This is a genomic window from Corynebacterium sp. HMSC036E10, assembly GCF_001836265.1.
GTDB lineage: Bacteria > Actinomycetota > Actinomycetes > Mycobacteriales > Mycobacteriaceae > Corynebacterium > Corynebacterium coyleae.
On the sequence record NZ_KV827986.1, the window covers coordinates 1 to 12,682 of the forward strand.

At 64.4% G+C, this 12,682-nt stretch carries 11 protein-coding genes; 5 read left to right on the forward strand and 6 right to left on the reverse strand.

All coding sequences use genetic code 11. The annotated features are described in order from the left end of the window. Window positions 1–35 precede the first annotated feature (35 nt). Both glgB and HMPREF2736_RS07795 read right to left on the reverse strand, forming a co-directional pair. The gene (glgB, locus tag HMPREF2736_RS07790; protein ID WP_210399454.1) at window positions 36–2,213 is read right to left on the reverse strand and encodes a 1,4-alpha-glucan branching protein GlgB; all 2,178 of its coding nucleotides are present in this window, start codon (window positions 2,211–2,213) and stop codon (window positions 36–38) included. An 8-nt stretch (window positions 2,214–2,221) separates the two neighbouring features. Continuing rightward, window positions 2,222–4,243, reverse strand: a complete 2,022-nt coding sequence (locus tag HMPREF2736_RS07795; RefSeq protein ID WP_070829340.1) for a maltotransferase domain-containing protein — start codon at window positions 4,241–4,243, stop codon at window positions 2,222–2,224. A 139-nt stretch (window positions 4,244–4,382) separates the two neighbouring features. On the opposite strand from HMPREF2736_RS07795, the gene HMPREF2736_RS07800 reads away from it, so the two are divergent. Genes HMPREF2736_RS07800 through HMPREF2736_RS07820 form a run of 5 tightly spaced genes read left to right on the forward strand, consistent with a single transcriptional unit; the run spans window position 4,383 to window position 9,425 of the window. Beyond that, a complete protein-coding gene (locus HMPREF2736_RS07800; RefSeq protein WP_371325708.1) occupies window positions 4,383–5,177 on the forward strand; it encodes an ABC transporter ATP-binding protein in 795 nt (264 codons plus the stop codon). 18 nt (window positions 5,178–5,195) lie between these two features. Further along, the gene (locus tag HMPREF2736_RS07805; protein ID WP_070423013.1) at window positions 5,196–6,071 is read left to right on the forward strand and encodes an NUDIX hydrolase; all 876 of its coding nucleotides are present in this window, start codon (window positions 5,196–5,198) and stop codon (window positions 6,069–6,071) included. Then, complete coding sequence (locus HMPREF2736_RS07810; RefSeq protein ID WP_070423012.1) at window positions 6,061–7,200, forward strand: THUMP-like domain-containing protein; 1,140 nt, start codon at window positions 6,061–6,063, stop codon at window positions 7,198–7,200. Before HMPREF2736_RS07805 ends, HMPREF2736_RS07810 begins: the two co-directional genes overlap by 11 nt. A 10-nt stretch (window positions 7,201–7,210) precedes the next feature. Then, a complete protein-coding gene (locus HMPREF2736_RS07815; protein WP_070423011.1) occupies window positions 7,211–8,320 on the forward strand; it encodes a cysteine desulfurase family protein in 1,110 nt (369 codons plus the stop codon). Window positions 8,321–8,378: 58 nt separating this feature from the next. After that, on the forward strand, window positions 8,379–9,425 hold the full coding sequence (locus tag HMPREF2736_RS07820; protein ID WP_070423010.1) for a glycoside hydrolase family 25 protein: 1,047 nt from the start codon (window positions 8,379–8,381) through the stop codon (window positions 9,423–9,425). Here HMPREF2736_RS07820 and HMPREF2736_RS07825 read toward each other — a convergent pair. Genes HMPREF2736_RS07825 through HMPREF2736_RS07840 form a run of 4 tightly spaced genes read right to left on the reverse strand, consistent with a single transcriptional unit; the run spans window position 9,422 to window position 12,631 of the window. After that, entirely contained in the window at window positions 9,422–10,210 is a 789-nt protein-coding gene (locus tag HMPREF2736_RS07825) for a spermidine synthase (protein ID WP_070423009.1), read from the reverse strand. The genes HMPREF2736_RS07820 and HMPREF2736_RS07825 overlap by 4 nt on opposite strands. A gap of 22 nt (window positions 10,211–10,232) precedes the next feature. Beyond that, window positions 10,233–10,982 carry an ABC transporter permease gene (locus tag HMPREF2736_RS07830; RefSeq protein WP_070423008.1) on the reverse strand — a complete coding sequence of 250 codons (750 nt, stop codon included), beginning with the start codon at window positions 10,980–10,982 and terminating at the stop codon, window positions 10,233–10,235. Between the two features lie 3 nt (window positions 10,983–10,985). Beyond that, window positions 10,986–11,732 carry an ABC transporter permease gene (locus HMPREF2736_RS07835; protein WP_070423007.1) on the reverse strand — a complete coding sequence of 249 codons (747 nt, stop codon included), beginning with the start codon at window positions 11,730–11,732 and terminating at the stop codon, window positions 10,986–10,988. Continuing rightward, a complete protein-coding gene (locus tag HMPREF2736_RS07840) occupies window positions 11,729–12,631 on the reverse strand; it encodes an ABC transporter ATP-binding protein (protein WP_246822121.1) in 903 nt (300 codons plus the stop codon). The genes HMPREF2736_RS07835 and HMPREF2736_RS07840 overlap by 4 nt, the downstream gene beginning before the upstream one ends. Between the last annotated feature and the right edge of the window lie 51 nt (window positions 12,632–12,682).

Below are 12,682 nucleotides of genomic sequence, written 5' to 3' on the forward strand. Positions count from 1 at the left end.
ACCAACCGCGGGGCAATGGACCAACTCTTCGGCTCTTAGCGCCGGAGGACGTAGTACTGCACGCTCATGGCTGGGATGTGCAGCTCAATGGACTGGTCGAACCGGTCCCACTCGGTGGCGTCGGTGTGCACGCTGCGTGGCAGGTCGTTGCCGGCACCGCCGTAGACTGATTCGTCGGTGTTGATCAGCATGTCCCATGCGCCTGCTTCGGGCAGGCCGAGGCGGTAGCTGGGCAAGGAGACGCCGGAGAGGTTGATCACGGCGAGGACTGGGGTGGCGTCGACGCCCCAGCGGATGTAGGCGAGGACGTTGTTTGAGGCGTCGTCGCCCTTGATCCACTGGAAGCCCATGGGGGTGTTGTCTTGGGAGTACAGGGCGGGGGTGTCGCGGTAGACCAGGTTGAGGTCGCGTACGAGGCGTTTGATGCCGGCGTGGTAGTCGCGGTGCAGGTCGTCCCAGTTGATGGAGTGGGCTTCGTCCCATTCGGTGGTTTGGCCCCATTCGCAGCCCATGAACATGAGTGGTTTGCCGGGGTGGGAGTACATGTAGCCGTAAAGGGCGCGTAAGCCCGCGGCTTTGTTCCAGTCGTCGCCAGGCATGCGCTGCCACAGGGAGCCTTTGCCGTGGACGACTTCGTCGTGGCTGAACGGTAGGACGTAGCGTTCGGAGAAGGCGTAGACGAGCGAGAAGGTGATTTCGTTGTGGTGGTGGGAGCGGTGGACGGGGTCGAGTGAGAAGTATTCGAGGGTGTCGTTCATCCAACCCATGTTCCACTTCATGGAGAATCCGAGGCCGTCGGCGTCGGTTTGGGCGGTCACGCCTGGCCATGCGGTGGATTCTTCGGCGATGGTGAGCACGCCGGGGTGTTCGCGGTGGACGGTGGCGTTCATTTCTTGGAGGAATTGGACGGCTTCCCAGTGTTCGCGGCCGCCGTGTTGGTTGGGGAGCCATTCGCCGGGTTCGCGGGAGTAGTCGAGGTAGAGCATGGAGGCGACGGCGTCGACGCGGATGCCGTCGAGGTGGAATTCTTCGAACCAGTACAGGGCGTTGGCGACGAGGAAGTTGCGGACTTCGCGGCGGCCGAAGTTGAACACGTAGGTGCCCCAGTCGCGTTGTTCGCCGCGTCGCCAGTCGGGGTGTTCGTAGAGGGGTGTGCCGTCGAAGCGTGCGAGGGCGAAGTCGTCTTTGGGGAAGTGGGCGGGCACCCAGTCGACGATGACGCCGATGCCGTTGGCGTGCAGGGTGTCGACGAGGCGTCGGAAGTCGTCGGGGCTTCCCCAGCGTGCGGTGGGGGCGTAGTAGCCGGTGACTTGGTATCCCCAGGAGCCGCCGTAGGGATGTTCGGCGACTGGGAGGAATTCGACGTGGGTGTAGCCGTTGTCGACGAGGTAGGGCACGAGTTCGTCGGTAAGTGTGGCGTAGGTGGAGCCTTGTTTCCAGGAGCCGATGTGGCATTCGTAGATGCTCATGGCGGAGTTGGTGGCGTCGCGTCCGGCACGGGCGGTGATCCAGTCGTGGTCGCTCCATTCGAATTCGCTTTGCTTTGCGACGACTGACACCGTCTCGGGTGGTGTCAACGTGCGTTTGGCGAGCGGGTCGGCTTTGTCGATGCGTGTGCCGTCGGCGGTGTGGATGGCGAATTTGTAAGCGTCGCCGTCGCCGATGCCGGGGATGAAGATTTCCCAGACGCCGGAGACGCCGAGGCTGCGCATGGGGTACTGGCTGGGGTTCCAGGAGCAGAAGTTGCCGATGACGGCGACACCGGTGGCGTTGGGTGCCCAGACGGCAAATGAGGTGCCGGTGACGACGCCGAGTGTGGTTTCGTAGGTGCGGACGTTTGCGCCGAGGACGTCCCAGAGGCGTTCGTGGCGGCCTTCGTTGATGAGGTGGATGTCGAGGGAGCCGAGGGTGGGTAGGAAGTTGTAGGCGTCGGCGACGATGATGGGATCGGCGCCGGGGTAGGTGATGCGGTAGCGGTAGTCGGGGGTGTGGGTGTCGTCGAGGGTGGCGGCCCAGATGTCGTCGCCAAGCGGTTGCATGGGTTGGGACGCGTTGTGGATGAGCAGTTCGACGCGTTCGGCACCGATGAAGCGGGCGCGGATGATGGAGCCGTCGCCGTGGGGGTGCCAGCCGTAGATGTCGTGGGGTGCGTTGTGGGTGCAGGCGAGGAGGCGTTGGCGGTCCCCGTCCGGGATGAGCAGGTTGGTGTTCATGGTGGTCCTTAGGGGCGGTAGTCGTGGTCTGAGATCTGACGGTACGCGAGTGCTTCTCGACGATCCGGCGCAACCTCGGGCAAACGCACCACGTGGGCGACGTTCTTCTCGGGCGAGAGTTTGATGTAGTTGCCGGTTTCGGCGGTTGTCCACGTGTAGCGCTCGTTGGTGATCTGGTCGTGGACGTCGAAGGTGCCGGGGCTCAGTCCGATGGCGTCGGCGTCGATGTGCAGCAGGCCTTCTTGGGTGCCGGTGGGGTCCAGATTGACGACGACCAACACCGCGTTGCCGGAAATCGCATCGACCTTGGAGTAGGCGATGAGGTTGTCGTTGTCGATGCGGTGGAAGCGGATTTGGCGCAGTTGCTGCAGGGCGGGGTTGTCGCGACGGATCTGGTTGAGCAGCGTCAGGTACGGCTCGAGGGATTTGCCTTGCTTGAGAGCAGCGTCGAAGTCGCGATGGCGCAGTTGGTATTTTTCGCTGTCGTGGTATTCCTCGCTGCCGGCGGCGACGGGGCGGTTTTCGTAGAGTTCGTAGCCGGAGTACACGCCCCACAAAGGGCTCATGGTGGCAGCGAGTGTGGCGCGCAGGGCAAACGCTGCCGGGCCACCGGTCTGCAGGGTGGCGTGCAGGATGTCGGGGGTGTTGACGAAGAGGTTGGGGCGGGAGACGTCGGCGACGTCGACAAGCAGTTGGGCAAAGTCGGTCAACTCCGCCTTGGTCACCTTCCAGGTGAAGTGGGTGTACGACTGGCTAAACCCAGCCTTGGACAGCCCGTACATGCGCGGCGGGCGGGTAAACGCCTCGGCGAGGAAGATGACGTCCGGGTCGGTTTCGTGGACCTTGGAAATGAGCCAGTGCCAGAAGTTCACCGGCTTCGTGTGGGGATTGTCTACACGGAAGGTGGTCACGCCGAGGTTGACCCAGTACATGAGCACCCGGTAGATCTCGGCGTAGAGCGCCTCGGGCGCGTTGTCGAAGTTCAGCGGGTAGATGTCCTGGTATTTCTTTGGCGGGTTTTCGGCGTAAGCGATGGTGCCGTCGGCGAGCACGGTGAAAAACTCCGGGTGCTCTTTCGCCCACGGGTGATCGGGTGCGGCCTGCAGGGCGAAGTCGAGGGCGATCTCCAGACCCAACTCGTTGGCGTGGTCCATCATGTCTAAAAATTCGTCCTCGCCGCCCAGGTTTGGGTCGAAGGCGTCGTGGCCGCCGTATTTAGACCCGATGGCCCACGGGGAGCCGACGTCGCCGTCTTCGGGGGTGAGGGTGTTGTTGCGGCCTTTGCGGTTGACCTCGCCAATCGGGTGGATGGGCGGGAAATAGACGGTGTCGAACCCCATCGCCGCCACTCGGTCCAACTGCGCCGCGGTGGTGGCCCAGGTGCCGTGGATCGGGTTGCCCTTCTTGTCCACGCCACCAGTGGAGCGCGGAAACAGTTCGTACCAGGAGTTCACAAGTGCCTCGCGACGCTCCACAAGGATATCGGCGACGGGCCCGCGGGTGACCAATTCACGCAGCGGGTGTTCGGCGAGCACGTCGCGCACCTCCTGGGAGCACCCGGGGGTGAGGCGTTGGGAAAGGGGCAGGGTGTCGTCGATAAGCGATGCGCGCGCGGAGGCAAGCACCGGGGAAGCATGCTGAGCAATCGCGGCGTCGAACAATTCCACGCCATGCGCGATATCGTTGGCCAACTCCGCCTCCGACTGGCCGGCGGCGAGCTTCTTTTCCACCGCGTTGCGCCACGTGGCCATGACGTCGCTCCACGCATCCACCCGATAGCGCCACAGACCTTGCTCGTCCGGCACAAACACCGCATGGCAATAATCCGGCCGATAAAACTCGGCGTGCATCGGCACCTCGTACTGCGCACCCGACGGCGCGACAAGTACCAGCGTCGCAGCAATCGCATCGTGGCCCTCGCGCCACACCAACGCGGAAACCGGCACGACCTCACCAACAACCGCCTTCGACGGCAACGTGCGCCCAGAGACCTGGGGGCGGACGTCGTCGATGCCGAAGCGAGCAACCATCATCAAAACCTTCCGAGCGACCATTGATTCACCCGCCAGGGTAGCGCGGGGCAACCACACACGCGGGCCGAAATAGGCCAAGATGGGGGACGTGAATCAGACAGAGGAATTGGTGACAGATCCGGACCTGCTCATCGACATGCGCAACGTGTCCTTCATTCGTGGCGGACACACGCTCGTCGGCCCTGTCGATTGGCAGGTCGAGCTCGACGAGAGGTGGGTGGTCATCGGGCCGAACGGCGCCGGTAAGACCACCTTGATCCGGATGGCGTCGGCGCAGGAATTCCCATCGGCAGGCCACGCGTTCATTCTCGGCGAGCGCGTCGGCGCGACCGATATGCGCGACCTGCGTGCTGCGATCGGCGTGACGTCCTCCGCGGTGGCGAACCGTGTGCCGGAGGACGAGAAGGTCGGCGACCTCGTGGTCTCCGCTGGTTACGCCATTTTGGGGCGTTGGCGCGAGGACTACGACGAGATGGATTACGACCAAGCCCTCGAAGTACTTGAGCAAGTCGGCGCGATGCACCTGATCGACCGTCGCTGGGGCACCCTGTCTGACGGCGAGAAGAAGCGCGTGCTCGTTGCGCGTGCCGTGATGACCAACCCGGAGCTGCTCATTCTCGACGAGCCCGCCGCCGGCATGGACTTGGGCGGCCGTGAGGACCTCCTGGCCTACCTGGGGGATCTGGCGATGGACCCGGATGCGCCGGCGATCGTCATGATCACCCACCACCTGGAGGAGATCCCGGACGGGTTTACCCACGCGATGCTGCTGGACGAAGGCGAGATTGTCGCCCAAGGCCTCATCGATGACGTGCTGACGTCCGAGAACGTCTCGCGCGCCTACCACCAGCCGATCGAAGTGACGCGCGCTGACGGGCGTTTCTTCGCACGCCGCGCCCGTTCAGCCCGCAGGGGTGCGCACCGGGCGTAGACCGCCGGGGTGGGAGCAATGCCGACGGAGAAGAAGCGCAACGAGGCCGTGTTGTCGCACGACGAGGCCGATTCGATTGACCCGAGCGAGAAGAGCGGGTTTTTCGGTGCGCGTTTATCTGCGACGGTAATTCTGCTACGTAATAGCGCCGAGGGGATTGAGGTGTGGGTGCAGGAGCGTGTCCTGTCCATGCCGAATTACCCGGGGTTGACGGTGTTTCCGGGCGGCGGGGTGGATTCGCGTGATTTCCCGCCGCGTGCCTGGGACGATGGCGAGTTGTGGCTTGGGCGTTCCGCGATTTCGCTTGCTCGCCAGCTCGGGGTGACCAAATACAAGGCTCACGCGGTGTTGTTCGCGGCGGTGCGCGAGCTGTTCGAGGAGACTGGCACGCTGCTTGCGGTTGACGATGACGGCACGCTTCTCGACGACGCCCGCCCCTTCCACAACCACCGCCTCCGGCTCGAATCTCACGAGCTTTCCCTGACTGACGTGTTGCAGGAGAGCAACCTCAACGTGTGCGCGGACCTGCTCAAGCCGGTGGCGCGCTGGGTCGGGGTGTCCGAAAGCGGCAATTGGTTTGACACGTTTACCTTTGTCGCCGCTAATCCGGAGGGCCAAGAGCCGGATTCGGATACGTGGGAGGCAGACGACGCGAACTGGTTCCCACCACAGTTGATCCTTGACGGCTGGCGGCATGGTTTGGTGCGCCTTGCCCCTTCGACGTGGGCCCAGTTGAACGAATTGCGCCGCTTTAACACTGTCGACGACGTCCTGCACGCCGCCGAAGGCGCAAGCCTGGCACCCGTGATCGGCGACCCGGTCGACGACGAGCGTTATGAGGAGTTCTTTACGTTTCAACCAGTCGATAGGATCGGAAAACGCTATGACATTTAGCGTCGCAGAGGCACGGTTCCTCGCAGCGAACGCTGACGCGATCTCCGCAGTCGAGCCCGAGATCGCCCTGACCAAAAAGAGTGTGTTCGCCGACCGTGCGGTGTTGGACCAACACTTTGGCGACTACGCCCGAGCCGTCAGCGCGCTTATCGCCGCCCGGCGCGCCGCAGCCGGCAAGTTTCCTGCCCATTGGCTTACCGATGCCGACGCCGCGCAGCAGGCCACCCCAGCACGCGTAGCGGGGGTACGTGCCGCGCGCATTGCCGAGGCGGGAGCGCAGATGGTGCATGACGTGACGTGTTCTGTCGGCTCGGAAGCTCCGGCGTTTCGTCAGCGTGGCATTGCGTGGATGGGCAGTGACCTGGATATGTCTCGTTTGATCATGGCGCGGCACAACTTGGGGCAAGAGGCGTGGCTGGCGCAGGCGGATGCGCTCACGCCGGTGACGTCTGACGGGGTGGTGGTTGCTGATCCAGCGCGTCGCGCCGGGGGCCGCCGAATCACCGACCCAGCCCAGTTGCTTCCACCGCTGCCGGATTTGCTCGATGCGCAGGCCGGCCGCGAGATGGCAGTGAAGTGCGCGCCGGGCATCGACTATTCGGGGTGGGATGGGCTGGTCAGCGTGGTGTCCGTCGACGGCGGCGTCAAAGAGGCGTGTTTGTATACGCCGGGGTTGGCGGGAGGGGTTCGTCGAGAAGCGGTGGTCCTGCGAGATGGCGAGGAGCGCGTCACAGATCTTGACGACGACACCGTCGACGTCACCGCCCCACAGCGCTACATCATCGACCCGGACGGGGCAGTGGTGCGCGCGGGCCTGGTGCGTGGGTGGGCTGCGCGTCACGGTCTGAGCATGCTCGACGAGCACATTGCGTATCTGACCGGCGAGCAGATCCCGGCAGGCTACAGTGGCTTTCCCTTCCTGGAAGCGGTGCCGCTGCGTGCCCTGAAGAAGGTGCTGGCCTCCCACGGTGCTGGCAGCGTGGAGATCCTCGTGCGCGGCGTGGATGTGGACCCGGACCAGTTGCGCAAGAAATTGAAGCTGCGCGGCAAGGCACAGATGGCGGTGGTGATCGCGCGGATTGGGGATCAGGCGGTGGCGCATGTGTGCGGGCCGCGCGTGCACGCCTAACCTTGGGCGCATGGTCTATTTCGATCACGCTGCTACAACTCCGATGCGCCAAAGTGCGATCGACGCGTGGGTGGAACACGCAGGCGCCCTCAACGCGGGAAGCCAACACGCCGCGGGGCGCAAGGCGAACGCTGTGCTTGCCGACGCCCGCGAGCGCATCGCGGGCGCCCTCGGCGCCGACCCCGTGGAGGTGGTGTTTACCGGCTCGGGCACAGAGGCCAACAACATTGGGGTGCGTGGGCTGTTTGCGACTTCCGAGCTGGATCGGGTGGTTGCCACGCCTATCGAGCACCCCGCGGTGCTCGAGGTAGTCAAGTCTCTTGGCCAGACTGGGGCGGATGTGGAGTGGCTGCCGGTGGGTCGCGACGGGCACGTGACGGACTTAAGTGCGCTGGATACGCCGGCGGCGGTTGTGACGATGATGTGGGCGAACAACGAAACCGGCGCGATCCAGCCGGTGGGTGAGGCGATTGAGCGCGCCACCGCCGTCGGCACGCCGGTGCACGTCGATGCGGTGCAGGCGGTCGGCCATGTGCCGGTGGATTTTCACGCGCTTGGCGCGACCACGCTTGCGGCCAGCGCTCACAAGTTTGGCGGCCCGCGCGGCACCGGCATTCTGCTGGCGAAGCGTTCGCCCGCGCCGAAGCCGGTGATTCTGGGCGGGGGGCAGGAGCGCGGGATCCGCTCCGGCACCGTCGACGTCGCATCGGCCGCCGCCACGGCGGTGGCGCTCGAGGAGGCGATCGCAGAACATACCGAGATTGAGCGCCTGCGGGATGCGCTCATTGAGGGGGTGAGGCAACGTGTGGATGGGGTGGTCGTCGCAACGCAAGAGCCCGCGCTGCCGGGCCATGCGCACTTCATGTTCCCCGGCGCGAACGCGGACGCGCTGATCATGCTGCTGGACGTGCAGGGCATTTCGGTGTCGGCGGGCTCGGCGTGCGCCAGTGGCGTGCTGCGCATGAGCCATGTGCTCGAGGCGATGGGCTACAGCGAGCGTGAGGCGATGGGGGCGTTGCGCGTGACGGTCGGGCGTACGAACACTGCGCAGGACGTGGAGGCGTTCCTCAACGCGATCCCGGACGTGGTGGAAAAGGCGCGGGCAGCTGGCGCGCTCTAACCGGCAACGCGCGTGTCGCATGTGATTTGTGTGATTTGGGTGCACTAGTGTTGCCCGCATGCAGATGTCACGCCGAATCCGTTCCGCAGCAGCCGCTGTCGCCGCCCTGCTGTTTGCCACAACCGTCACGCCGCTCGGGCAAGCCGACGCCCAGTCGATCCCGGGCGTGGTCTCCGGCGTCGATGTCGCGGGCCACCAGCGTCCGGGCGGCGCGACCATCGACTGGCGCTCGGTGGGCACGATCGGCGGCCAGGACTTCGCCTTTGTCAAGGCATCTGAGGGCGAGGGCTGGAAGAACGAGTTTTACGACGAGGACGCCAAAGCCGCTGCCGACGCCGGCCTGAAGGTCGGCGCCTACCACTACGCGCGCCCCGCCGAGGACCCGGTCACCCAGGCGCGTTACTTCGCCTCCGTGATCAACCAGGGCCCGGCAACGCAGTTGCCGCCGGTGCTCGACCTTGAGGTCGACGAGGGCCTCGGCCCGGTCCAGCTTGCGGCGTGGACGCAGCGCTTCCTGTCTGAGGTGCAGGCGCAGACGGGCAAAAAGCCGATGATCTACACGTACCGCTACTTCTGGTACGAGCACATGAACGACACCTCTGCGTTCACGTCCTACCCGCTGTGGCTTGCCGCGTACCAGAATCAGCCCCCGGCGCCGGTTGGTGGTTGGGACAAGTTGTCGTTTTGGCAGCGCAGCGACTCCGGCCGTGTCGTCGGCATCAACACCCCGGTGGACATGAACCTGTTTAACGGCACGTCGGGTCAGTTGAACCAGTTCGCCGCAGGCAACTTGAACGCTGCTGGTGGCGTGTTGGAGCGTTTCCAGGCGCCTGATTCCGGCGAGTTAAAGGTGCTTGAGCAGGACAGCACGAAGTTGGTTGTCGCAGTCCTTGCACTGGCCGCGGGTGGTCTTGGTGTGCAGCAGTTCATCGACGCCGCACGTGTCGCAGGCTTTGATCTGACGGATGCGAACAACATCGCGCGCTTGGTCCAGCAGCTCGCGGGCCAAGGCGAGCTGCCTATCGACGACCTACGCAACATGATGGTCGGCAACTACCAAATCGGCGACCTGCTGATTTTGTTGGATAACGCGCTGAAGCACTAGTCGTGGCGTGGGGTCGTCGCAAAGCGGCGCGCCCACCCAAGCCCTTTGAACTGCGCTGGCACCCCGCCTTTGAGCAGCTCGCGGGTGAGCACGTCGCCGGCTTCGATCGGGTGGTTGGCGCCGATGAGCACGATGTTGCCGTAGCGGCGCCCCTTGAACATCGGCGGGTCGGCGATCGCCGCAACGTGCGGGAACACCTCCAGCATGCCGGCGAGCTCCTCTTTCGCCTCCTTCAAGTCGGCGTGGGAGCCGCAGTTGGCGAGGTAAAAGCCGCGATCGCTTATCGACGACCTCACCGCCGCATAGAACTCCACCGTCGTCAGATTCCGCGGCGTGGTGGCCGACGAGAACACGTCTCGGATGATCACGTCGCGGGTGGCGGGCTTGAAAGCGTCGGTGACGTCGCGGGCGTCGTCGACACGAATCTTCACGGCCGGGGCACGCGGGATGTCGAAGAGTTCGCGTGCGAGCACCGCCAGTTCGGAATCGATCTCCACCACCGTGTTGCGCGAGCCTTTCCACGCGCTTGCGAAGTAGCGCGCCAGCGTGCACGCGCCGCCGCCCAGGTGTGTCAGCCGGGACTTCGGCTTCGCCTCGTCGGGGTAGTGGGTATCCAAAAAGTCCGCCATCCAGCGCATGTACTCAAAATCGAGGCGCTGCGGGTCGCCAGGCACGATGTGGGAACTGGGCACCCCGTTGACCAGCAACACCATCGACCCGTCCGGCTCGTGGAGCACCTCCGCGACACCGGTATCGATTTCATAAAACTCACTTTTGGCGGCCATGGCTGGTGAGCGTACCCGGTGCCTAGATCCGCGCGTCGGTACGCCGTAGGTAGGCCACAGCAACCGCCCAGCCAGCCACGGTCAACGCTGCGGAGGCGGCGAGAACACCCGTGACGGTGCCAGTGCCGAGCGCTCCAGCAGCAGCGACGGCGGAACTGCCCAGCCACAGCGTGTGCGACAACAACGCAGGCGCCACGATGAACCGCACGCCAGGCACCCCAGCCGCGAGTGCGCCAAACGATACGAGACTTACCACCACCGCAATGCCGATGGGTGCTGCAAAACTACGGATGACCATAGACAGCAGTGACTGCCATGACGCCACCGCAACGGCTGGTGCCAGGGCCAATAACGCTGCGACGAGGAGCTCGCCTGGCACTGCACCGGGAATCCCCAATGCCCAACCGACGAACAACGTGAGGCCGATGAGAACAGCGTGCATCGCTGCGACAGTAACCGCGATTGCGGCGATTTTCGACGCCACCAGGTTGCCCACCGAACGCGTCGAGGTGAGCATGGTGAGCCAGTTGTGCCCGCGGTGCTCGACTCGCCAGGCGGCTGCGGCGAGGATCGCGATGCCAGCGGTACAGAACAGCAACCCATAAAACAACATGACCTGGGAGAAGTAGCTACCCCAACCGGCGGTCAGGGTGCCGGTGTTCGCGGCGTAGTTGCCGGCGCCGATCGCGACGGCAACTACGGGGACGAGGAACGCGACCGCCCAGACGTGGGAGCGTCGAAACTTGAGCAGGTCGTTAAGGATTAGGTCCATGGTCTAGATCTCCTTTCGATCCAGGGCTTTGGTACCGGCGACCAAGACCGCTACGGCGAGGACGAGGTAGCCGCTCCACAGCACCCAGCCGGGCTGCGACGGGGTGACCCCTGCTTCAGTGAATCCGAACGGGAGGATCACAGCGATGTACCCGAAGGGATTGACTGCAGCCAGCCACGGTGGGGACAGCAGTGATGCGATGCCAAAGAACCCGCCGACGACCCCGACTGCGAGCACGACAAGTTGCGACTCGACAAGCGCGGCGAGCAAGAGCATCACAGCGAGGAGCGCAAGTGTGGTGCCCGCGACACCGAGACCGAAGCGCAGCCATGTCTCCAGCATCGCTCCGCGCGGTGCAGGCGCGCCCATCGCGAGGGGCAGCGCTATGGCCCCAGAGAACTCAATACACTTTGCGACGACAACTACCACCGTCGCAACACCTAACTTTCGAAGAAGCAGCGCCCCGGGCCGAGTTCCTGCGATGGCGTTGAGCCGCCACCCGCCACTGATGTGCTCCGTATCCACGATGCGGCTGGCCACCAGTGCCAACTGCAACGGGGTCAGAAACGCCAGCGCCATGGCGATTCCGATGAGATGTCCCGCCCATGCGGTATCTGGGTTGGCCTGGAATGCGGCGGCGTTGTCGCCTGCGAAGAGACTCATGTTGGCGAATAGGACGATCCCCACCGTCATGAGCAGGCTCAGCCACACGATTTTGGTGCGTTTGAGTTTGGCGAATTCCACCATCATGCGCCTGCCACCTCGTCGTTGGTCAAGCCGATGAAGATGTCCTCGAGGCTGCGGCGCTTGCGCAGGACCTGGTGTAGCGGTACGCCGTGTGTAACCAGGAGGGCGATGGTGTGGGCGAGGTGGTCGTCGTCAAGCCCGGAAAGCTCCACGCCACCCTCGACCCGTTTCGGTTGCAGCGCGCGAAGGACCGAGACCGCAGTTGCAGCATCCGGCGTCTGGATGAACACATCCGGCAGTTGCGCGCTGTACAGCTCGTCTTGGGAGCCCTGGAACACGAGCTTGCCGTGGTTGATGATGGTCAAGTCGGTCGCCATCTTCTCGATCTCTGACAACAGGTGGCTCGACACCAGCACTGTGCGGCCCTGGTCGCGGGCGAGGCTGATGATGAGTTCGCGGATCTCCTCAATGCCGGCGGGGTCGAGGCCGTTGGTGGGCTCGTCGAGAATAAGTAATTGTGGGTCGCGTGCGAGTGCCATCGCGATGCCGAGGCGCTGCTTCATACCCAGCGAATAGTTTTTCACCAGTTTGTCCATCTGACCCTCGAGGCGCACCAGCGACACCGCGCGGCGCACCGCTTCGGGATCGGCGCCGAGCAGACGCGTGACAATACGCATGTTTTCACCACCCGTGAGGTGTGGGTAAGCGGCGGGGGCTTCGATGAGCGAGCCGACACCGGCAAGGACATGCGCGCGGTTCGCTCGCGTCATGGGGTGTCCGAGCACGCTGATGTCGCCGTGCGTGGGGGCGATGAGGCCGAGCAGCATCTTCATCGTGGTGGATTTGCCGGAGCCGTTCGGGCCGAGCAGGCCGTGCACCACGCCAGGGGCGACCCTGAGGTCGAGGTTGTGGACGACGTCTGTGTGTCCGTAGGTTTTGGTCAGACCGTAGGTCTGAATCATCGGTGTTTCCATGCGCTCAAGGTTCGCGCATGACACGGGCCTTCCGCGTCG